Raw genomic sequence first — 20,641 nt, 5'->3', positions numbered from 1 at the left:
GGCAAAGCTCTAACGCTCGCCGCCCTCCGCGGGCCGGTCCTCCAGGTCCGCGGAACCAGCCGAGCTCGTCGGCTTGTGCCCCTCCGTGGTCGGCACGGCCGGCTCGGCGGGACCGCCCGCCGCATCCGCCGCCTGCCCCTCGGTCGCCGCGTCCCCGTCCAGCAGAGCCGTCAGCGCGGCACCGGTGATCCGCCGGAACGTCCGTCCGATCCGGTGGCGGTCCAGGACCGCGACCTCGAGCTGGTTGGCGGCGATCGTCCGGGCGGCACCGCCCTCACCACCGACGGTGCTCAACGCCTGCACCGCCACCCTGACCGCTTCGCCCAGGGACATGTCCGGCCGATGCTGCGACTTCAACACGCCGGTGATCGCCTCCGCCTGACCACCCATGGCCATCCGGCCCGGCTCGTCGTTGACCGAGCCGTCATAGGTCAGCCGGTACAGCTCGTCCGCGTCCGCTGTGGCACCGACCTCCGCCACGCAGATCTCCACCTCGAACGGCTTCGACTGCTCGGTGAAGATCGCACCCAGGGTCTGCGCGAACGCATTGGCCAGGGCCCGGCCGGTGACGTCACGCCGGTCGTAGCTGAGACCGTTCAGGTCGGCCATCCGCACACCGGCGCGGCGCAGATTCTCGAACTCGTTGTACCGGCCGACCGCGGCGAACCCGATCCGGTCGTAGATCTCGCTGACCTTGTGCAAGGCGCTGGAGAGGTTCTCCGCGACGAAGAGGACCCCGCCGGAGTAGCTGAGGACCACCGCACTGCGACCCCGAGCGATGCCCTTGCGGGCCAACTCGGAGCGGTCGCGCATGATCTGTTCGGGAGAGGCGTAGAACTGCATGGCCACGTCGGCGGTTCTCCTTACGGCGCTGTGCTGACGACTGCTGACTGGTGAGGTGCGGGTCTCAACCGCCCGGGTTCTCCATCCGGCCGGCAACCACACCCTCGGCGATCGCCGCCGTCTCGGTGTCGGTCAACCGGCGGGTGCCCTCGGCGGTCGCGGTCATCACCACGGGGTAGATCCGGCGGGTCAGATCCGGCCCACCGGTCGCGGTGTCGTCGTCGGCCGCGTCGTAGAGCGCCTCGACCGCCAGCCGCGTCGCGTCCTCGACGGACACCCCGGCCCGGAACCGCTTCTTCAACGCGGACTTGGCGAACAACGACCCGGACCCGATCGCGTCGTAGCCGGTCTCCTCGTACGGGCCACCGGTCACGTCGAAGCTGAAGATCCGACCGGCTCGCGCCGGGTCGGCGGCGGCCAGGTCGAACCCGGCGAAGAGCGGCACCACGGCCAACCCCTGCATGGCCGCACCCAGGTTGCCACGGATCATCGAGGCCAACCGGTTGGCCTTACCGTCCAGCGAGAGCATCGCGCCCTCGATCTTCTCGTAGTGCTCCAGCTCCACCTGGAACAGTCGCATCAGCTCGATGCCGATGCCCGCGGTGCCCGCGATGCCGACCAGCGAGTACGCGTCGGCGGGGTGCACCTTCTCGATGTCGCGCTGGGCGATCAGGTTGCCCATGGTGGCCCGTCGGTCGCCCGCCATCACCACACCATCGGCGGCCGCGATGGCCACGATGGTGGTCGCGTGCGGCGCCAGGTCGGCGGCCATGCCCGGCGGCAGCGGTCGCCGACCGGGCAACATCTCGGGGGCCACCCGACTCAGAAACGTCGTGAAGGAGGACGTCCCCGCGTTGGTGAACACATCTGGTAGACGCCCGGATGGATCAAAGCCCGCTGCCACGTGGTTCCTCTCAGGTACGTGATCGCCCTGGCCAGCCTCATGGGACTGTCACGGAACTGGCCAAGACCACCGTTGCAGTTGAAGCAGAGTATCCCGCGCACCCATCCGGTGCGATGATCGTGGTCCAGATGTTGCGGGTCGGCGCTGCCACAGATCGCGCAGACCCCGCCCTGCTCGGCCAGGAGCTCCTGAAACTCCTTCTCCCCGATGCCGTACCGTCGCCGCAGGTGGTACTCGCGAAATCCGCCGTGCAGGCGAAGCTTGCTCTCCTTGCCCTTCGCGTTGTGGCAAGGCTTGCAGTATCGGCCGTAACCTCCACGGCCGGAGCGGTTCCGCGGAAAGTCATCGAGGGGCTTGGTGGCACCGCAGTCGGGGCATCGCCGGTGGCCCGCTGGCACCAGCGGCAGTTGACGCACGTCCCTACCCTGCTGCTCCTTCAGGCGCTTGGCGTAGCTCGCCTTCGACCGAATGTTGAAGCAGGGCTTGCAGTAGCTGCCGCGACCGTCCGGTCGTCTGCTGTTTGCGCAAAATTGATCAAGGGGCAGCCACTCGCCGCAGTCGCGGCAGCGGCGGTGGCCATCCCGGTCATCCAGAGGACGAGGCATGTCCGTTTTAGGCGCTTACGCCCTACTCGCCCCCTTTTTGAACATAGCCTCTCACAAATTCCTCTGCGTTTTCTTCCAGGACGGAGTCGATCTCGTCGAGGAGGTCGTCGACGTCCTCGGTGATCTCGGCGTGCCGCTCGGCCACCTCAGGGTTGGCCTCGGTGGTGACGTCCTCGATTTCCTCGCCCTGACGGGACTTGCCGGACTGCGACTGGCCGCCGCTGTCATGAGTGGCCATGGCTGTCTCCTCCACGATCGTCTGGCATGAAATCTACCCCGCGCAGACGACAGAAAGGCCTCACGTCCGCCGTGTTCGCGTCGGGGACGTTCGATTGCGCCGAAGCGGTCAGCCCCGCGGAGCCGACGCGTCGGCCGCGACCGGCACCGGTGCCCGGTCCGGCTCCGGCTGCCGCTCCCCCGGGGCTTCCGCCGGTGGTGCCTCGCGCCGGAGGCGGGGCGTCCAGTCCTTGAACCGCAGCGCCTGCTTCTCCACCAGATGCCAGGACAGGAACGCCAGGACGACGGTGAAGGCCATGACCACCGCGAAGTAGCCGACGAACCCCCAGGCCGCCGCTCCCAGCCAGGCCAGCATCTGCTGCACGACGAAGGAGTAGATGTAGATGCCGTACGAGTAGTCGTTCTTCTGGCCCACACGGTGCAGCAGCCGTGGCAACCGCACCGCGAGGTAGAGGATGGCGTACTCGTAGGTGAGCAACGCCGGGCCGAACAGGTTGCCCTCCAGGGTCTGCCAGCCGGTCACGACGATGGCGAGCACGCCGAGGACGTCGCTGATGGGCAGCTTGTCGCTGTACAGGTCCGCCACGGCGCCCACCAGGAACATGAAGCCGAACCGCAGGAACCAGATCTTGCTGAGCGTGCCGAGCAGCGGCAGCGTAGCGGCGGAGCCGCTGGTGAAGTACGTCGATCCGCCGAAGCGCAGCGCCTCGTACTGGTTCCAGAGCAGCAGACCGAAGACGAGAACTGCGGCCGCGAGCACCAACCAGCGGGCACGGCGCAGCACCGCCACCACGGCCAGCGAAGCCACGATCAGGTAGCAGAAGATCTCGTAACTGAGCGTCCAGAGTGAGCCGTCGAGGACGCTCTTACGCACCAGGTCGCCGTACGGCGTGTCCCGGAAGACATCGACGATCCCCTGCTGGCGGTAGCCACCCCACCAGTTCGCCTGCAGGAAGTTGACCACGCCGGCCGGGTGCCGCCACAGGCCGTCCAGATTGCCGCGGTCGGCGTACCAGACGATCGGGGCCACCACGAAGCCGATGAACAGCAGACACACCCAGAGGCCCGGCCAGATCCGCAGGGCGCGGTGCCACAGGTAGCGGGGCAGGCTGGCCCGCCGAGCGCTGCGGGTGATGAGGAAGCCGGAGATGCCGAAGAAGCCGGCCACCCCCAGACCGGCCACGTCGACGACCTCGGTCAACGGTCGGGCGTACCCGATCACCGCGGTGTGCGCGAGGACGACCGCTACGGCGAAGCAGAGCCGCAGGAAGCCGAAACTGTTGGCACGCCCGGCGTACGCGTTCGACAGCGGTACAGCGGTCATCGCACGCAGGCCAACCTGCCGGGCTGAGGGGAGCATCGCATCACCGTGTGGGTCGACGGATCGGGGGACGGCCTAGCATGCCACACGGTGATTGCCGGCGGAGGCACCGGATCTTAGCCCCCGGTCAGTGTCTCCAGCAGGTCCTTGGCGCTGGCGCAGCGATCGAACAACGCCCCGACGTGCGCGCGGGTGCCCCGTTCCGGTTCCATCATCGGGACCCGGACCAGCGACTCCCGGCCCACGTCGAAGATCACCGAGTCCCAGCTCGCGGCGACCACCTCGGAGGCGTACTGGGCGAGGCAGCGACCGCGGAAGTAGGCCCGGGTGTCCTCCGGGGGCTCGGTCATCGCGGTGCGGGTCTCGTCGTCGGTGAGCAGCGTCTTCATCGCCCCCCGGCTGACCAGGCGGTGGTAGAGGCCCTTCTCCGGCCGGACGTCGGAATACTGAAGGTCGACGAGCTGGAGCTTGTGCGAGCCCCAACCGAGCTTCTCCCGCTCCCGGTAGCCCTCCAGCAGCCGTAGCTTGGCCACCCAGTCCAGCTCGTCGGCGCAGAGCATCGGATCCCGGCCCAGCCGGTCCAGGACGCTCTCCCAGCGGTCGAGCACGTCGATGGTCTGCTCGTCGGCGTCCGTGCCGTACCGGTCGTCGACAAAGGACCGGACGCGCTCCAGGTAGGCCCATTGCAGGTCCAGTGCGGTGAGCCGGCGGCCGTCGCGCAGTCGCATGCGGTGCGTCAGGGACGGGTCGTGGCTGACGGCACGCAGCTCGCTGACCGGGTCGGCGATGCCGAGGTCGGCACCGAGCGCCTTCTCCTCGATCATGGTGAGGATCAGCGCTGTGGCGCCGACCTTGAGGTAGGTGGAGATCTCGGAGAGGTTGGCGTCGCCGATGATGACGTGCAGCCGGCGGTACTTGTCGGCGTCGGCGTGCGGCTCGTCGCGAGTGTTGATGATCGGGCGCTTGAGGGTGGTCTCCAGCCCCACTTCGACCTCGAAGAAGTCGGCGCGTTGGGAGATCTGGAAGCCGCTCTGGCCGCCGTCCTGGCCGATGCCGACCCGGCCGGCGCCGCAGACGATCTGCCGGGTGACGAAGAACGGCGTCAGGTACGCCACGATGTCGGCGAACGGCGTCTGCCGGCGCATCAGATAGTTTTCGTGGGCGCCGTAGCTGGCGCCCTTGTTGTCGGTGTTGTTCTTGTAGAGGTGGATCGGCTGGGTGCCCGGGATGGTGGCGGCCCGGCGGGACGCCTCGGCCATCACCCGCTCGCCGGCCTTGTCCCAACGCACGATGTCCCGGGGGGTGGTGACCTCCGGGGTGGAGTATTCGGGGTGGGCGTGGTCGACGTAGAGCCGTGCGCCGTTGGTGAGTATCACGTTGGCCAGGCCGAGGTCTTCGTCCGCGAGGGCCTCGGCGGGGTCGTACGCGGCACCGGAGTAGGTGAAGCCGCGGGCGTCGCGCAGCGGCGACTCTTCCTCGTAGTCCCACCGGGCCCGGCCGCCCCGGTTGAGCTCCGGGCGTGCCCCGTAGGCGTTGACCACCTGCGATGAGGTGACCATCGGGTTGGCTCCGGCCTGCCCGGGCACGGAGATGCCGTACTCGACCTCGGTGCCCATGATCCGTCTTACGCTCATCGACATACCCGCTTCGCTCGCCCGACCCGGTCCACCGTCAGGTCGAGCGTAGTCCGCCCTGGGCACCCGCACTCTGTAGGTGAGTGCCGGCGGGCCGGAACAGTTCGGTGGATTCGGTGTCGGAACGCTCAACGGTCGGCGTCGGTTCGTCGCTCGCGGCGGAGCGGGTGGTCCAGACGAGCCACCCGAACAGCACCAGGCCCAGGCTGGCGCTCAGCAGCGGAATCGCCGACCCGACCACCGGGTGCCAGTCGCCGGCGAGCGGGTTGAGGCTGCTCAGCCCGATGTTGGCGGGTAGGCCGTTCTGCCAGCGGACCATCGTGAACGCCAGGCAGAACAGGTGGATCGGCAGGAGGAGCAGCACGGCGAGTCGGGTGAACGACCGGGCCCGCGCGATCTCGAAGCCGCGTTGTTCGGCGACCCATGCGGCGTAGAGCAGGACGCCGACCAGCATGGGCAGCATGTAGCGGCCCTGGGTGACGAAGCCGCTCTCGTTGACCAGGGCGATCTGCATGAGGGAGGGGACGGCCACGCCGCCGCCGAGCAGCACGAGCAGGCGCCACCTGTCGAGCGTGCTGCCCCAGACGACACCGATGAGCAGCAGGGCTCCGGCGACGAGCTGCCAGATCACGTACGGCGGGGCGGGCATCCGGGTGTCCAGCCAGGAGGTGACACCGATGATCTGGTCGAGGTATCCCCGCCACCGGTCGGCCTCACGCAGCGCCGCCTGCCCGTAGGTGAGCCGGTCGGCGGAGTAGTTGCCGAGGTCGGAGGTCTGTTGGCGGAAGGACCAGGCGAGCACGACGAGGGTGGACAGGACGATGCCGCCCGCCCAGAGCTGCGCGGCCCGGTCCCGTAGTAGGCCGACGAGGTTGCCGCGGCGCAAAGGGAAGGCGAACGCGACGAAGGCGGTCGCCAGCCAGAGCGGGCCGGTCTGGCGCAGCACCGCCAGGAGCAGCGCGCTGATCCCGACGAGGAGGATGAGGCCGCGTCGTGGGCCGGGTGGGCCGAGCAGCAGGGGGATGACCGCGCTGAAGAAGGCGATGCCGGCGGCGATCTCCAGGCCGTTCGGGTTGACCGCGCTGGCCATGTGCACGGCCATCGGGGTGGTGACGACGACCAGTGCGCCCATCATGAGGCCGCGGCGGGAGCGGTTGCGGATCACGACGTACGCGCAGGCGAGCAGCGCGGCGCAACACAGGGCGCTGATCATGCGGGCGAGCAGGACACCGGACCAGCCGGGCCAGAGCACCGTCGGCGCGCCGACGAGGGCGTAGTAGGCGGGGAAGTATCGGCCGGCCCCGGTGCCAGCCCGGGTTGGCGTGTCGTCGCTGCCGGGCGGCTGGGCGCAGGCCGCCGAGACTTCCTTCTTGAACTGCCAGCACTGCTCGCGGACGAGACCGCCGGGAACGGTCTGGAAGGCTCCGGTGCCCTTCTTGGCGGCGGCTGGCGGGGGTGCGATCTGCCCGGCGGCGACGCCGGCCGCCCGGACGATGTGCTCGCGCTCGTCCGGGGTGCCGTCGTAGGGGGCGGCCATCGACCAGGCGAAGATGATCAGGAAGAACGCCGCGAAGGCGAGAGCCCAGTGTCGTCGGGCGGCGCTCGTGGTGGCTGCCGGGCTTCCGCCGGTGGCCGGTGGCGTCACTCTTCCGGGATCAGGCACGTCAACCTCGCGGCTCGCGCGGGCAGGCCCCGCTGGGTGGATGGACAGACGATAGACTCCCTCGTCGTCCTCACCGCTCCGGGTCCCCCCTTGGAGAACTCTTTGCTGTCACCTGTTGCCGATTCCGTCCGCCAGCTGTCCCGACACAGTGCTGTGCGGTTCCTGGTCGTCGGGGGTCTGAGCGTTGCCGTGGACACGGGGTCACTCTTCGTGTACCACGGAGTTCTCCGGATTGTTCTGCCGGTTGCGGCCGGCATGTCATTTTTGACCTCGTTCTGGGTCAACTTCGGGCTGAACCGGGCGTGGTCGTTCGGCTCGTCCGCGCAGATGGTGCCGCAGGTGGGGCGCTACTTCGCGCTGGTACTCGCCAACCTGACCGCCAACGTGGTGCTGGTGTCCGCGCTGACCTGGGCGGGCACGCCGTACCTGCTGGCGAAGCTGCTGGTGACGGCGTCGTTGTCGGCGGCGAACTACGTGGTGTCGAAGCGGTGGATCTTCGCTGCCTGACCGACGCCTGCCACAACAGCAGACGAGGGTGCCCGCCGGACGGCGGACACCCTCGCTGTTGGGGTCAGAGGTACTGGCCGGTGTTGCTGGCGGTCTCGATGGACCGGCCGGCCTCGGCGCCCTTGCCGCCGGAGACGAGCGTGCGGATGTAGACGATCCGCTCGCCCTTCTTGCCGGAGATGCGCGCCCAGTCGTCGGGGTTGGTCGTGTTGGGGAGGTCTTCGTTCTCGCGGAACTCGTCGACGCAGGCGTCGAGCAGGTGCTGCAGGCGCAGCCCCTTGCGGCCCGAGGTGAGGAACTCCTTGATGGCCATCTTCTTGCTCCGGTCGACGATGTTCTGGATCATCGCGCCGGAGTTGAAGTCCTTGAAGTAGAGGACTTCCTTGTCACCGTTGGCGTAGGTGACCTCGAGGAACCGGTTCTCCTCGGTTTCGGAGTACATCCGCAGCACCACGGCGTCGATCATCGCCGCGACGGTGGCCTGGGCGTCGCTGCCGTGCTCGGCCAGGTCGTCCGGGTGCAGGGGCAGCCCGGAGAGGATGTACTTGGAGAAGATGTCCTTGGCCGCTTCGGCGTCCGGTCGCTCGATCTTGATCTTCACGTCGAGGCGACCGGGGCGCAGGATCGCCGGGTCGATCATGTCTTCCCGGTTGGAGGCGCCGATGACGATGACGTTCTCCAGCCCCTCCACGCCGTCGATCTCGCTGAGCAGCTGCGGGACGATGGTGTTCTCCACGTCGGAGGAGACACCGGAGCCGCGGGTCCGGAAGATCGAGTCCATCTCGTCGAAGAACACGATCACCGGCGTGCCCTCGCCGGCCTTCTCCCGGGCGCGCTGGAAGATCAGCCGGATGTGCCGCTCGGTCTCACCGACGTACTTGTTGAGCAGCTCGGGGCCCTTGATGTTGAGGAAGAAGCTGGTGTGCTTCTCCTTGCCCTGGCGCTCGGCGATCTTCTTGGCCAGCGAGTTGGCCACCGCCTTGGCGATGAGCGTCTTGCCACAGCCGGGCGGGCCGTAGAGCAGGATGCCCTTGGGTGGGCGGAGCTGGTGCTCACGGAACAGGTCCGCGTGCAGGAACGGCAGCTCCACCGCGTCGCGGATCTGCTCGATCTGCGACTGGAGGCCACCGATGTCGCCGTAGTCGACGTCGGGCACCTCCTCCAGGACCAGCTCCTCGACCTCGCTCTTCGGGATCCGCTCGTACGCGTACGCCGAGCGGGGCTCGATCATGAGCGAGTCGCCGGCCCGGATCGCCGAACCGATGAGCGTCTCGGCGAGGTGCACGATGCGCTCCTCGTCGGAGTGGGAGACCACCAGCGCCCGGTCGCCCGGCCCGCCGTTCGGCCCCTCCAGGATCTCCTTGAGCATCACCACTTCGCCGACCCGCTCGTAGCCGAACGCGTCCACGATGTTGAGCGCGTCGTTGAGCAGGACCTCCTGGCCGCGCCGCAGGTCACCCACGTCGAGCGAGGGCGAGACCGCGACCCGTAGTTTGCGGCCGCCGGTGAAGACGTCCACCGTGCCATCCTCGTGCTTGGCCAGGAAGACGCCGTACCCACTCGGCGGTTGCGCGAGCCGGTCGATCTCCTCCTTGAGCGTCACGATCTGCGTGCGAGCCTCCTTGAGGGTGCTCACCAGCCGGTCGTTGTTCTCGGTCAGCCGCGACAACTGTGCCTGGGTGGCCGCCAGCCGCTCTTCGAGCTGCCGGACGTGTCGGGGGCTTTCGGTCAACTTGCGCCGCACCAGGGCGAGTTCCTCTTGCAGGAACGCGACCTGCGTGGAGAGATCGTGGGCTTCCTTCTCCCACCGTGCGGCGCGCGAGTCCGCGTCGTCGCTACGTGCTGCCACGTCCCACCTCCCCGGGGGGCTTGAACGTTCTGCCCTAACACTAGCCGCTATGAGGCCGATTCGGTCCCACGCAACACCCTCGTCACCGAACCTTGATCGCCAAGGGTGGCCTGACGGGCCGTTACCGGCGTTCGGGTACCGTCGGAGCGTGGCACGGGAGAACATGGGGGGTGCACAGGTGGCCGAGGTCGCGACCGACGAGTTGCAGGTCTGGGTCGACCAGGATCTCTGCACGGGCGACGGGCTCTGCGTTCAGTACGCGCCGGAGGTGTTCGAGTTCGACATCGACGGCCTGGCCTACGTCAAGGGCGTCGACGGTGAGCTGCGGATGGCGCCGGGCAGCCGGGTCGACGTCCCCGCGCACCTGCGACTCGAGGTGATCGACTCCGCGAAGGAATGCCCGGGCGACTGCATCCACGTGGTGCGCGGCGACGGCGTCGAGGTCGCCGGCCCGGACGCCGAGGAAGACTGACCCACCGGCCGGGCCGCGCGGCCCGGCCGGCCCCAGTTCGGGGTACGCCTCAGAGCATCGGACGGCCGACCACCGAGGCGACCAACCGCGCGAACTCCTCCAACCGGGCGATCTGCCCGGCCCCGCCGTCGTCGAGGGTCTTGCCGAAGCGCAGCGCGTCGTGCCGGGGCGTGCCCACCATCTCCTCGCTCGGCGGCGCCTCGTCCAACGAGGTGAGCAGCAGGTAGACGTCGATGCTGTCGACCCGGATCTCGCCGCTCTCGGCACGGTTGAGCCGCCGCCGGCAGCCCACCTCGGTGACTGTGGAGATCGGCACCACGCGCAGCGACGAGGTCATCGAGCCCGGCGGGCCCTCCTCCGGCGGCACGTCCTCGCCGTGCCAGAGGATGAGCCGGCTGCCGTCGCAGACCACTACCTCCTGCCACACCCCGTTGACCTCGTTGACGAAGCGTTCCAGGGTGAAGCCGAGCACCGACGCGCCGCGCAGCACGCCGCCGAGCGCCTCCAGGGCGACGTCCGGGTCGCGCAGGTAGGCCCGCGCCGCCGACTCCAGATCCTGGTAGGGCGACCAGTCGGGAAAGACCGCGGGGAGGTCTCCACCGCCGTAGCCCGGTCGGCTCATGCCAGCGTCTCCCCCTGCTCGGCGCTGCCGACACCCAGCTCGTTGGTCACGGCCTGTCCATCTCCCCCGCACCGTTGGGTTGCGCGCCGGCCGCCTGGGCGGCAGCGGCCTGTCGGGCCGCCTCCGCCTCGCGCAGGTCCTGGCGGCGCTGCACGTACGCCTCGGTGCCCTTGCTCGGTTTGCGGCGGCGCGGCGGCGCGGTGACCCCCGGGGCCAGCTTGCGCGCGGACACCAGGAAGGCGGTGTGCGCGATCATCCGGTGGTCCGGGCGGACGGCGAGGCCCTCGGCGTGCCAGTCGCGCACCAGGGACTCCCAGGCCCGCGGCTCGGTCCAGCCGCCGCGCTCGCGCAGCGCCTCCACCAGCTCGGAGAGCTGCGGTGTGGTGGCGACGTAGCCGATGAACACCCCACCGGGCACCAGCGCCCGCTCGACCATGTCGAGGGTCTCCCAGGGGGTCAGCATGTCCAGGATGATCCGGTCGAAGCCGGTCTCCTGGCATTGCGCGACGTCACCGACGTGCAGGTTCCACGAGGGGTGCGGCCCGTTGAAGAACGCCTCGACGTTGCGCTTGGCGATCTGGGCGAAGTCGTCGCGCAGCTCGAACGAGTGCAGCTCGCCCTCGGTGCCGACGGCACGCAGCAGGGAGCAGCTCAGCGCGCCGGAGCCGGCGCCGGCCTCGAGGACCTTGGCGCCGGGGAAGATGTCGCCCATCGCGACGATCTGCGCGGAGTCCTTCGGGTAGATCACCTGGGCGCCCCGCGGCATGGACAGCACATAGTCCGACAGGAGCGGCCGCAGGGCCAGGAACGCGGTGCCGCCACCGGAGGTGGTCACCACGCTGCCGTCGGGGAGCCCGATCAGCGCGTCGTGCGCCAGGATGCCGCGGTGGGTGTGGAACTCCTTGCCGGGCTCCAGCGTCACTGTGTGCATCCGCCCCTTGGGGTCGGTCAGCTGGACCCGGTCGCCGGGCCGGAACGGCCCCCGGTGCACGGGTGTCAGCGCCGGGGTGGCGGGGTCGGCGGCGACGGTGGAGGGAGTTGCGGTCACGGTGTCATCTTCCGGTTGGGTTCGAGGAGCTGTGCCAGGTCCGCGATGTGCAGAATGCCGACGACATCTTCGCCTGACGTCACCACGTACTGCGCGCCCGGGTGGGTCTGTACGGCCTCCATCACCCGCTCGCCGTCCCACCCGACCGGCAACGTGGGAAGTGTGCCCAGCGACCGGGCGACGGCGTCCACCGCCAGCCACGGTCGGCGCTCGACCGGCACCGCGTCGGCGGCGGCCGGGTCGACCAGCGCCACCGGTCGACCGGTGGAGTCGGTGACCAGCAGCGCCGCGTCGGGCTGCCCGCTCTCGGCGCGTCTGCGCTGGGCCTCGGCCAGGGGCGTGCCGGTGGCCACGGGCCAGACCGCACGGGCCAGCCGGGCGAGGTCGATCAGTGGGAATCGGCGGCTGACCCGGGCGGCCCGGATCGACTGCCCGGCGCCGCGCCAGAGGGTGACGGCGACCAGCAGCATCAGCGGCAGCGCCAGCGGTGCCAGACGCCGCTCAACGGTGAGGAGCACGACCAGGGCGGCGGTGCCGACGGCGACGATCCGGCCGGCCCACCCGGCGACCTCGGTGCCGAGGTGCCGGTCCTGGGTCAGCCCCCACACCGCGGCGCGCAACGCCCGACCGCCGTCGAGCGGCAGCCCGGGCAGGCTGTTGAACACCGCCACGATGACGTTGCTGACCGCGAGCTGGAAGGCGAGCTGGTGGGCCACGGTCCCCTCGGGCAGGGCGAGCGTGGCGGCGACCGCCAGAACGCCGAGCACCGCGGAGACCGCCGGGCCGGCCAGCGAGACCAGCAGGTCGACGCGGGGCGACGGGGCGTCCCGGTCCATCTCGGTGTAGCCGCCGAGCAGCTCCAGGGTGATCCCGCGCACACCGATGCCGTACCGGCGGGCGGTGAGGGCGTGGCCCAGCTCGTGCAGCAGCACCGAACCGAGCAGCGACACGACGAACCCGAAGCCGATCAGGTAGCCGCTGAGCTGCGGCAGGTCCAGTTGTCGGCGGGCGAACTCGCCGTACAGCACCGCGATGAGCACCGCGAGCAGGACCATGGAGCCGTTGAGGTGCAGCGGCACCCCGAACACCCGGCCGACGTTCAGGCCGAGGCGTCGGTCTGGTCGGCGCGGCGGCCGGGTTGTCTGCTCCATCGCCACGATGCTACGGACCGTCCCTGTGCGGGGCGGGCGGCGGTCGGTGTCACACCGGTGCCCTAACCTTTGCCGACATGACGGCGGAATCGGTCACCACCTCCCAACCCTCCCCCGCGGCGCAGGCGCCGCCGACGGTGCGGGCCTCGCTGTCCCCGTCGCGGGCGGCGGATTTCAAGACCTGCCCGCTGCTCTACCGGTTCCGCAGCATCGACCGGCTGCCCGAGCGCACCACCATCGAGCAGGCCCGGGGCACGTTGGTGCACGCGGTGCTGGAGCGCCTGTTCGACCTGCCCGCCACCGGCCGCACCCCGGAGGCGGCCGGTGACCTGGTGGCACCCCAGTGGGACCGGCTGGTCACCGAGCAGCCGGAGCTGGCCGCGATCTTCGACGGCGCGGAGCCGGCCGGCCCGGTGGAGTTCCTCCGCTCCGCCGCCGGGCTGTTGCAGGGTTACTTCGCGGTGGAGGACCCGACCCGGCTGGAGCCGGCCGAGCGCGAGAGCCTGATCTCCGCGGTCGTCGACGAGGAGTTGCTGATCCGGGGCTACCTCGACCGGCTCGACGTCGCTCCGGACGGCGCGCTGCGAGTGGTCGACTACAAGACCGGCGGCGCTCCACGGGAGGCGTTCGAGGCGCGGGCGCTGTTCCAGCTGAAGTTCTACGCCCTGGTGCTGTGGCGCACCCGGGGGGTGGTGCCCCGGGTGCTGCGGCTGCTCTACCTGCGCGACGCCGAGGTGTTGGATTACACGCCGGACGCCGACGAGCTGGTCCGCTTCGAGCGCACCGTGGTGGCGCTGTGGCGGGCGATCGAGCAGGCCACCGCCCGGCAGGATTTCCGGCCCCGGCCGAGCCGGCTCTGCGACTGGTGCAGCCACCAGGCGCTGTGTCCCAGCTTCGGCGGCACCCCGCCGCCGTTCCCGGTCGCCGCGGCGAGCGCCGACCCGCTGCGTGACTCCCGGTCCACCCCGGTGGCGCCGGGCGCCGACGAGTGACGGTCCGCTGACCGACGCGTACGCCCGGCGCGGCGACTCAGGCCGCCGGGGTCGCCCGCCGCTGGCCGACGCCGGAAACCCGACCGCAACGGTGCCGCCGCGGTCGGGACAGGGCGACCGGCCGGCCTCTACGGTGATCCGCGACGCACCTGCTCCGGTGCGCGAGGATGACCGGTGCGCGCCACGACGTCGGCGGGACGGAGGACGAGATGAGCGATCAGGCGCCCTCGGCGCGGCCGGTACGGATCCTGCTCGCCGACGACCAGCCGCTGCTGCGGACCGGGTTCCGGATGGTGCTGGGCGCCGAGAGCGACCTGGACGTGGTGGCGGAGGCCGGTGACGGCGTGGAGGCGGTGGAGTTGTCCCGCCGGCTGCTGCCCGACGTCGTTCTGATGGACATCCGGATGCCCCGGATGGACGGGGTGGCGGCGACCCGGGCGATCGTCGACGCCCGACTGCCGGTACGGGTGTTGGTGCTCACCACCTTCGACCTGGACGAATACGTGGTGGGTGCGTTGCGGGCCGGTGCCAGCGGGTTCCTGGCCAAGGACGTGCCGGCCGAGGACCTGATCGCGGCGATCCGCACGGTCGCCGGTGGGGACGCGGTGGTGACACCTCGGATCCTGCGGCGACTGCTGGACCGCTTCGCCGAGCTGCTGCCTGACCCGGCGGCGACGCCGTCGGCGGCGCTCAGCGCGCTCACCGACCGGGAGCGCGAGGTGCTCGTGCAGGTGGCCCGGGGGCTGTCCAACGCCGAGATCGCGAGGGTCCTGTCGGTGAGCGAGACCACCATCAAGACCCACGTCGGGCACGTGCTGACCAAGCTTCGGCTGCGCGACCGGGTGCAGGCGGTGGTGCTGGCGTACGAGTCGGGGCTGGTCCGCCCCCGGGCGTAGCCGGACCGGCCCGGGTACCTCACCCGGCGTACTCGAAGATCCCTCCGTGGGGGGACGGCTGCCGTTGCCATCGTCACCTACCGTGACCGGAGATGGCTCAGTTCGGTTGACCCTCCTGTGGCGTCAGGTGGAAGTGTCGGTGCTGCCGCGCGCCATGGGGAAAAACGGTCGACCGGCCGTCGACTCAGGGGCAACCCTGATTCGACATGGGGGTGCACCCGCAGCGGGAAATCCGCGCCGGGTCCCCCCAGGGTCGGACGGGGCAGGCGTTTGCAGCACCGATGATTGAACAGTCGCGCCGGACCATCGGGGGGCGGCGTGCATTTTCGGACAGACGGAAGAGGTAGATGACGTGACCGCGACGGTAGGCCAGCATGCGCAGGCCGCGGCCCGGGCGAACGACGTGTGGAAGGTGTACGGCAGCGGCGAGGCTCAGGTCATCGCGCTGCGGGGGGTCAGCGCCGAGTTCGAACGTGGCCGCTTCACTGCGATCATGGGCCCGTCGGGTTCCGGTAAGTCGACGCTGATGCACTGCCTGGCCGGCCTGGATTCGGTGACCCGGGGGACGGTGGCGATCGGTGAGACGACCGTCACGGGGCTCGGCGACGCGGGGCTGACGAAGCTGCGGCGCGACAAGGTGGGCTTCATCTTCCAGCAGTTCAACCTGCTGCCGACGCTGACCGCCAAGGAGAACATCCTGTTGCCGCTGTCGATCGCCGGGCGCAAGCCGGACCCGGCCTGGTACGACACGGTGATCGAGACGGTGGGTCTGAAGGACCGGCTGGACCACCGGCCGGCGCAGCTCTCCGGTGGGCAGCAGCAGCGGGTGGCGTGCGCGCGGGCGCTGGTCTCCCGCCCCGAGGTGATCTTCGCGGACGAGCCGACGGGCAACCTGGACTCGCGCTCCGGCGCGGAGGTGCTCAACTTCCTGCGCAACTCGGTGCGGGAGCACGGCCAGACCATCGTGATGGTCACCCACGACCCGACGGCCGCCGCGTACGCCGACCGGGTGGTCTTCCTCGCCGACGGCGAGATCGTCTCGGAGCTGATCGAGCCGACCGCCGAGACGGTGCTGGACACCATGAAAAAGCTGGACACTGCGGCCGAGGTGGGCAACTGATGTTCCGCGCGACGCTGAAGAGTCTGCTGGCCCGTAAGGTCCGGCTGATCCTGTCGGGCCTGGCGGTGGTGCTCGGGGTGATGTTCGTCTCCGGCGCGTTCGTGCTCACCGACACGTTGGGTCGTTCCTTCGACTCGGTCTTCGCCGACGGTTTCTCCGAGATCGACGTGAACGTCGCGGCGAAGCCGAAGGTGCAGGTCAACGAGATGGAGGGCGAGCAGACCGTCGCCCCGTTGCCGGCCGCGCTGGTGGACCGGGTGAAGCAGGTGCCGGGGGCGGCCTCGGCGACCGGCATCGTGAACGCCGACGGCGCCCGGGTGATCGGTAGCAACGGCAAGGTGGTCACCTCGTTCGGCCCGCCGCAGTTGGGTGAGAACTGGACCGGCGAGAGCGAATTGCTGCGACTGCGCGAGGGGCGCGCGCCGCAGGCCGAGGACGAGATCGTCATCAACAAGGCGTTGGCCACGGCCGCGAAGGTGCAGGTTGGCCAGAAGGTCGGCGTACTCACCGCGTTCGAGTCGAAGAAGCGGGATTTCACACTGGTTGGCGTCTTCGGTTACAGCGGTGACCGGGACTCGATCGGCGGGGTCAACGAGGTCTTCTTCACCACGCCCGTGGCGCAGCGACTGATGCTGGGCGAGCCGGACGTGTACAGCAGCATCACCGTGCAGGCCGCCGGCGGGGTCTCCGACGAGACGCTGCGCGACGACGTGGCCCGCACCCTGGGCGCGGACTTCGAGGTGAAGACCGGTGAGCAGGTGGCCGCGGACGCCTCGGCCAGTCTGAAGGAGGGCCTGTCCTTCTTCAACAAGATCCTGCTCGGCTTCGCCGCGGTGGCGCTGCTGGTGGGCACCTTCCTGATCCTGAACACCTTCTCGATCATCGTGGCGCAGCGGACCCGGGAGTTGGCGCTGATGCGCGCCATCGGGGCCAGCGGCCGGCAGATCATCGGTTCGGTGGTCCTGGAGGCCATCGCGGTGGGGTTGATCGCGTCGGTGCTCGGCCTGGCTGCCGGCATCGGGGTGGGCGCGCTGCTGGCGTTCCTGTTCGGCAAGCTCGCCGGTGGGCTCACCCTGGCCGGGATCGGCGTACCGGCGGCGGCGGTGATCGGTTCGTTCGGCGTCGGTCTGGTGATCACCGTGGTGGCGGCGTTGCTGCCGGCGCTTCGGGCGTCCCGCATCCCGCCGATCGCGGCCATGCAGGACGTGGCCACCCCGGACCGGCCGTTGACCAAGATCACCGTGGCCGGCTCGTTGGTCACCGGTGTCGGCGCGGTGCTGCTGTTCCTCGGGCTCAGCGGCAACGCAGGCGGTCAGACGCTGTCCACCATCCTCGGTGGGGTGCTGTTCGCCTTCATCGGGGTGGCGCTGCTGACCCCGCTGATCAGCCGGCCGGTGGTGAGCCTGCTCGGCGCGATCTTCTCCTGGTCGGTGCCGGGCAAGCTGGGCCGGCTCAACTCCGGGCGCAACCCGCGCCGGACGGCCATCACGGCCGCCGCGCTGATGGTCGGCATCGCGCTGGTCACCGGCGTCACGGTCATCCTCGACTCGGCCAAGGGCAGCATCAGCGCCCTCGCCCAGGACACCATCAAGGCCGAGCTGGTGATCGCCGGCCAGCAGGCTGGCCCGCGTCCGCCGACCTTCGACCCGGGTGTGCTGGACCGGGCCAAGGCCCTGCCCGGTGTGCGGTTGGTCGACGGCGAGTACGGCGACATGGGAAGGATCGACGGCGAGAGCACCTGGGTGGCGGCGAGCAGCGACGTGGCGTCGCTGCGGCAGATCTTCGGCGCGAAGCCGACCGCCGGTGACATCGACCGGCTCGGGCCGACCCAGATGCTGGCGAGTTCCGACACTGCCACGTCCCGTGGTTGGTCGGTGGGCTCGACGGTGAAGGTGCAGCTGACCCGGGGCGAGGAGCGCACGTACACGATCAGCGGTATCTACGAGTCGTCGCAGCTGACCAACCCGGTGACGCTGCCGGCGACCGCGGCGAAGGACTTCGCCATCCCGCAGCCCATCCAGGGCTTCATCCAGCTGGACCCGGGCACCCGGGTGTCCGACGTTCAGCCGCAGGTGGAGGCGTTGCTCGCGGACAGCCCCGAGGTGTCGGTGGCCGACCGGGACGCGTTCATCAAGCAGCAGACGAGTTCGCTCGACGGCCTGCTCACGATGATCCAGATCCTGCTCGCGCTGGCCATCGTGATCGCCGTGCTCGGCATCATCAACACCCTGGCGCTGTCGGTGCTGGAGCGGACCCGCGAGTTGGGTCTGCTGCGGGCGATCGGCCTACGCCGGGGGCAGACCATGGGCATGATCACCGTGGAGGCGGTGGTGATCTCGGTGTTCGGCGCGCTGCTCGGCGTGGTGGTGGGCACCGGCCTCGGCGCCGCCGTGGTCGAGGCCCTCAAGGACGAGGGCATCACCGACCTGATCCTGCCCTGGGGGCAGATGGGTGTCTTCCTCGGCCTCGCCGCCATCATCGGCGTGGTGGCCGCGGTGCTCCCGGCCGTCCGGGCGGCCCGGATCAACGTCCTGGGCGCCATCGCCCACGACTGATCGGGACAAGAAGGGGGCCCTGCTGACGCGCTGGCGTCAGCAGGGCCCGCTTCTTGTGTTCAGGCCGCGGCCCGATCGGTCAGCAGCGCCGCGAGCAGGTCGAGGTCCGCGCCGGTCAGGCTCTCCACCTGGTGTACGCCGACAGTGCTCGGCAACGCCACCTCCGCCGGTACGGCAAGCACCGCCGCGCCCGAGGCGAGCGCGCTGGCCACCCCGGTCGGTGAGTCCTCGATCGCCACGCAACGCTCGATCGGCACGCCCAGCAGCCGGGCCGCGGTCAGGTAGGGCTCGGGATGCGGCTTGGCCGCCACCACCTCGTCGCCGGCGACGACCGTGTCGAAGTTGTCCCGACCGAGGGTGTCCAGGGCGATCTCGACCAGCGCCCGAGGGCTGGAGGTGACCAGCGCCGTGGGGATTCCCGCCGCGCGAACCGCGCTCAACAGCTCGAAGGCTCCCGGCCGCCAGGGCAGACCGCTACGGAACAGCTCCAGGATCCGGGTGTTGATCCACGCCGCGCTGATCTCCGGATCCCGTTCGGGCTGCCCCAGGTCGTCGTGCAGGATGCGCATCGACTCGGCCATGGCGGTGCCGATGATCGACTGGCGGGCGTCGACGGACAGTTCCCCGCCGTACTCCTTCGCGAGTTCCTGCAACGCGACGTCCCACAGCTTCTCGCTGTCGACCAACGTGCCGTCCATGTCGAAGAGCACAGCGGCGGGGTGATGGCTGCTCAGCGGAACCTCCAGGGTCGTGACCGACACCGGCGATCCTGCCAGCACCGCCGGTGGCCGGTGGCGGCAACGGGCGCCAGGGTGATCCGGGCAACCCCCCGCTCAGCCCAGGTCGCACTCCTTCAGGGAACCCTCGTACCCCCGGAAGAACATGTCGGTGCGCTGCTCGGCGGTGCCGTGCGCCCCTTCCGCGAACCACGGCTGGTCCGGGTCGTCACCGACCGCCGCCACCCCCTCCCGGAACTCGTCCAGGTCGCCCTCGGCGAGGGTCAGGGCACCCGAGCGCACCGAGTCGCCGAGGTACGCCCCGGCCATGCAGTCGGCCTGCAACTCCTGCTGGATGGTGAAGCTGTAGTTGATGCCGAGCCGCACCTGGATGGCGTGCGCGTACTCGTGCCCGAGCAGGTAGAACACGAACGCGTCGCCGACCTGGCGGAACGCCGCGACCGACCAGGCGACGTCGTACGCGATGAAGTCGCCCTGCGAGCAGTAGACGGCGTTGTTACGGGGCAACGGTTGGCCGCCGCAGGACACCTCGCCGTCGCGCTGGTACGGGGTGATCCGCCGGATCGGTCGGAACCGCTGCCCGGATTCCTTGAACTGGGCCGCCCAGTACCGCTCGGCGACCGCCTGCGCGTCGGCGACGTCCTGCTCGAACTCGGCGACGCTTGTGGTGCTGTCGGCTCGGGTGGTGCTCGGCCCCGGCGAGGCGGCCGGCGGCTTCGCCCCGGGGCGCTCGGCCTCCGGCTCGGCCAGCCCACCGCCGGCGCAGGCGAGCGAGACCAGGGCGGCGATCAGCAGACCCGCCAACGGGCCCCGCGCGTCGCGTCCGAACCGTGCCGCCACTGTGCCTCCCCAGATGTCGGTGCTCGCGCTGCGCTGTACCCCGACGATACGACCGCCACGCCCATCACCGATTCACGCACGAGGTGGCCGAACGGTTCACGCGCCGCGGTTCGGGGCGCTGCCGGTCACCCGCCCGACTCCCGGCCGCGCTGCCACGTGTCGCCCTGGTCACCGTGCCGCTCGGCCTCGTACCGCTGCTGCCGCGCCCGAGCGTCCCGCCCAGCCCGAGGGTCGTCACCCTCAACCTCACGAATCCGCCCCCGCCGCGCCACAACGCCAAACGCCACACCCGCCACCACAACAAAGACCCCGACCACCACCCACACCACAGTCATCCCGCCAACCTAGGCCCCACCCACCACCCCGAACCTCGGTGATCATGAAGTTAGCGTCATCCCACTCGGCTTGGGGTCAAGGGTTGAGTGCAATCGTTAGGGCGCGATGACTTCCGCGAGGCGTTGGGTTGGGGTGGCCCAGCCCAGCGTTTCGCGGGGTCGGGTGTTGAGTTCGTGGGCGACGTTGTCCAGGCCGTTCTGGTCGATGGTGCGGAAGTCGTAGCTGCCCTTGGGGAAGTACTGGCGCAAGAGCCCGTTGGTGTTCTCGTTGGTGCCGCGTTGCCAGGGACTGTGGGGGTCGCAGAAGTAG

At 70.1% G+C, this 20,641-nt stretch carries 21 protein-coding genes; 6 read left to right on the top strand and 15 right to left on the bottom strand.

Features of this window, described 5'->3' with window-relative positions; translation table 11 throughout:
* Positions 1 to 9 precede the first annotated feature (9 nt).
* The 7 genes from prcA to KBX71_RS32930 form a co-directional block, all read right to left on the bottom strand.
* Positions 10 to 849, bottom strand: a complete 840-nt coding sequence (gene prcA / locus KBX71_RS32960) for a proteasome subunit alpha (RefSeq protein ID WP_210821598.1) — start codon at positions 847 to 849, stop codon at positions 10 to 12.
* 58 nt (positions 850 to 907) lie between these two features.
* Complete coding sequence (gene prcB / locus KBX71_RS32955) at positions 908 to 1,747, bottom strand: proteasome subunit beta (RefSeq protein WP_210821597.1); 840 nt, start codon at positions 1,745 to 1,747, stop codon at positions 908 to 910.
* Positions 1,666 to 2,352, bottom strand: a complete 687-nt coding sequence (locus KBX71_RS32950) for an endonuclease VII domain-containing protein (protein ID WP_210821596.1) — start codon at positions 2,350 to 2,352, stop codon at positions 1,666 to 1,668. Before KBX71_RS32950 ends, prcB begins: the two co-directional genes overlap by 82 nt.
* Positions 2,353 to 2,374: 22 nt before the next feature.
* Positions 2,375 to 2,590 carry a ubiquitin-like protein Pup gene (locus KBX71_RS32945; RefSeq protein ID WP_088948111.1) on the bottom strand — a complete coding sequence of 72 codons (216 nt, stop codon included), beginning with the start codon at positions 2,588 to 2,590 and terminating at the stop codon, positions 2,375 to 2,377.
* 108 nt (positions 2,591 to 2,698) lie between these two features.
* Complete coding sequence (locus KBX71_RS32940) at positions 2,699 to 3,913, bottom strand: acyltransferase (protein ID WP_210821595.1); 1,215 nt, start codon at positions 3,911 to 3,913, stop codon at positions 2,699 to 2,701.
* Between the two features lie 113 nt (positions 3,914 to 4,026).
* Entirely contained in the window at positions 4,027 to 5,544 is a 1,518-nt protein-coding gene (gene dop / locus KBX71_RS32935) for a depupylase/deamidase Dop (RefSeq protein ID WP_374102681.1), read from the bottom strand.
* Positions 5,545 to 5,581: 37 nt separating this feature from the next.
* On the bottom strand, positions 5,582 to 7,189 hold the full coding sequence (locus KBX71_RS32930; protein WP_210821594.1) for a DUF2142 domain-containing protein: 1,608 nt from the start codon (positions 7,187 to 7,189) through the stop codon (positions 5,582 to 5,584).
* On the opposite strand from KBX71_RS32930, the gene KBX71_RS32925 reads away from it, so the two are divergent.
* Positions 7,130 to 7,714: a GtrA family protein gene (locus KBX71_RS32925; RefSeq protein WP_307847472.1), complete on the top strand. Its 585-nt coding sequence runs from the start codon at positions 7,130 to 7,132 to the stop codon at positions 7,712 to 7,714. The two genes, KBX71_RS32930 and KBX71_RS32925, sit on opposite strands and share 60 nt — an antisense overlap.
* A 64-nt stretch (positions 7,715 to 7,778) precedes the next feature.
* Here KBX71_RS32925 and arc read toward each other — a convergent pair whose 3' ends face one another.
* A complete protein-coding gene (arc, locus tag KBX71_RS32920) occupies positions 7,779 to 9,563 on the bottom strand; it encodes a proteasome ATPase (RefSeq protein WP_210821593.1) in 1,785 nt (594 codons plus the stop codon).
* A 178-nt stretch (positions 9,564 to 9,741) separates the two neighbouring features.
* Between arc and KBX71_RS32915 the strand changes: the two genes are divergently transcribed.
* Positions 9,742 to 10,035 carry a ferredoxin gene (locus tag KBX71_RS32915; RefSeq protein WP_091408893.1) on the top strand — a complete coding sequence of 98 codons (294 nt, stop codon included), beginning with the start codon at positions 9,742 to 9,744 and terminating at the stop codon, positions 10,033 to 10,035.
* Between the two features lie 49 nt (positions 10,036 to 10,084).
* Here KBX71_RS32915 and KBX71_RS32910 read toward each other — a convergent pair whose 3' ends face one another.
* From KBX71_RS32910 to KBX71_RS32900, 3 genes are read right to left on the bottom strand one after another with little or no spacing between them, the layout of a single operon-like run.
* Positions 10,085 to 10,657 (bottom strand): hypothetical protein, encoded by a 573-nt coding sequence (locus KBX71_RS32910; RefSeq protein WP_210821592.1) that lies wholly within the window; start codon positions 10,655 to 10,657, stop codon positions 10,085 to 10,087.
* 46 nt (positions 10,658 to 10,703) lie between these two features.
* A complete protein-coding gene (locus KBX71_RS32905) occupies positions 10,704 to 11,705 on the bottom strand; it encodes a tRNA (adenine-N1)-methyltransferase (protein ID WP_374102680.1) in 1,002 nt (333 codons plus the stop codon).
* On the bottom strand, positions 11,702 to 12,793 hold the full coding sequence (locus KBX71_RS32900; RefSeq protein WP_374102682.1) for a site-2 protease family protein: 1,092 nt from the start codon (positions 12,791 to 12,793) through the stop codon (positions 11,702 to 11,704). Before KBX71_RS32900 ends, KBX71_RS32905 begins: the two co-directional genes overlap by 4 nt.
* A 140-nt stretch (positions 12,794 to 12,933) precedes the next feature.
* On the opposite strand from KBX71_RS32900, the gene KBX71_RS32895 reads away from it, so the two are divergent.
* The 4 genes from KBX71_RS32895 (at position 12,934) to KBX71_RS32880 (ending at position 18,419) form a co-directional block, all read left to right on the top strand.
* Complete coding sequence (locus tag KBX71_RS32895) at positions 12,934 to 13,848, top strand: PD-(D/E)XK nuclease family protein (protein WP_210821590.1); 915 nt, start codon at positions 12,934 to 12,936, stop codon at positions 13,846 to 13,848.
* A gap of 167 nt (positions 13,849 to 14,015) precedes the next feature.
* Positions 14,016 to 14,744, top strand: a complete 729-nt coding sequence (locus KBX71_RS32890) for a response regulator (RefSeq protein WP_372432142.1) — start codon at positions 14,016 to 14,018, stop codon at positions 14,742 to 14,744.
* Positions 14,745 to 15,096: 352 nt separating this feature from the next.
* The gene (locus tag KBX71_RS32885; protein WP_196926855.1) at positions 15,097 to 15,864 is read left to right on the top strand and encodes an ABC transporter ATP-binding protein; all 768 of its coding nucleotides are present in this window, start codon (positions 15,097 to 15,099) and stop codon (positions 15,862 to 15,864) included.
* Positions 15,864 to 18,419, top strand: a complete 2,556-nt coding sequence (locus KBX71_RS32880; protein ID WP_210821589.1) for an ABC transporter permease — start codon at positions 15,864 to 15,866, stop codon at positions 18,417 to 18,419. Before KBX71_RS32885 ends, KBX71_RS32880 begins: the two co-directional genes overlap by 1 nt.
* A 59-nt stretch (positions 18,420 to 18,478) precedes the next feature.
* Here the strand turns inward: KBX71_RS32880 and KBX71_RS32875 are convergent, their stop codons facing one another.
* The 4 genes from KBX71_RS32875 to KBX71_RS32860 all read right to left on the bottom strand — a co-directional run.
* A complete protein-coding gene (locus tag KBX71_RS32875) occupies positions 18,479 to 19,129 on the bottom strand; it encodes an HAD family phosphatase (protein WP_210821607.1) in 651 nt (216 codons plus the stop codon).
* A 123-nt stretch (positions 19,130 to 19,252) separates the two neighbouring features.
* Positions 19,253 to 19,996, bottom strand: a complete 744-nt coding sequence (locus tag KBX71_RS32870) for a neutral zinc metallopeptidase (RefSeq protein ID WP_307847470.1) — start codon at positions 19,994 to 19,996, stop codon at positions 19,253 to 19,255.
* Positions 19,997 to 20,121: 125 nt separating this feature from the next.
* Positions 20,122 to 20,331 (bottom strand): hypothetical protein, encoded by a 210-nt coding sequence (locus KBX71_RS32865; RefSeq protein ID WP_210821588.1) that lies wholly within the window; start codon positions 20,329 to 20,331, stop codon positions 20,122 to 20,124.
* 96 nt (positions 20,332 to 20,427) lie between these two features.
* A partial coding sequence (locus KBX71_RS32860; protein ID WP_210821587.1) for an IS30 family transposase occupies positions 20,428 to 20,641 on the bottom strand: 214 nt, incomplete at its 5' end.

Origin of the sequence: Micromonospora sp. D93 (assembly GCF_018070365.1) — a bacterium.
In the GTDB taxonomy this organism is placed as follows: domain Bacteria; phylum Actinomycetota; class Actinomycetes; order Mycobacteriales; family Micromonosporaceae; genus Micromonospora; species Micromonospora ureilytica.
The sequence above is the reverse complement of the archived record's forward strand: the minus strand, read 5'-3'. Positions and strand labels throughout refer to the sequence as shown.

Bases quoted from the DNA above. Each gene is read 5' to 3' on its own strand.
- KBX71_RS32945 (WP_088948111.1), bottom strand. From the start codon at position 2,590: ATGGCCACTCATGACAGCGGCGGCCAGTCGCAGTCCGGCAAGTCCCGT.
- dop (WP_374102681.1), bottom strand. From the start codon at position 5,544: ATGAGCGTAAGACGGATCATGGGCACCGAGGTCGAGTACGGCATCTCC.
- KBX71_RS32950 (WP_210821596.1), bottom strand. From the start codon at position 2,352: ATGCCTCGTCCTCTGGATGACCGGGATGGCCACCGCCGCTGCCGCGAC.
- KBX71_RS32940 (WP_210821595.1), bottom strand. From the start codon at position 3,913: ATGACCGCTGTACCGCTGTCGAACGCGTACGCCGGGCGTGCCAACAGT.
- KBX71_RS32895 (WP_210821590.1), top strand. From the start codon at position 12,934: ATGACGGCGGAATCGGTCACCACCTCCCAACCCTCCCCCGCGGCGCAG.
- KBX71_RS32910 (WP_210821592.1), bottom strand. From the start codon at position 10,657: ATGAGCCGACCGGGCTACGGCGGTGGAGACCTCCCCGCGGTCTTTCCC.
- KBX71_RS32890 (WP_372432142.1), top strand. From the start codon at position 14,016: ATGACCGGTGCGCGCCACGACGTCGGCGGGACGGAGGACGAGATGAGC.
- KBX71_RS32880 (WP_210821589.1), top strand. From the start codon at position 15,864: ATGTTCCGCGCGACGCTGAAGAGTCTGCTGGCCCGTAAGGTCCGGCTG.
- KBX71_RS32865 (WP_210821588.1), bottom strand. From the start codon at position 20,331: ATGACTGTGGTGTGGGTGGTGGTCGGGGTCTTTGTTGTGGTGGCGGGT.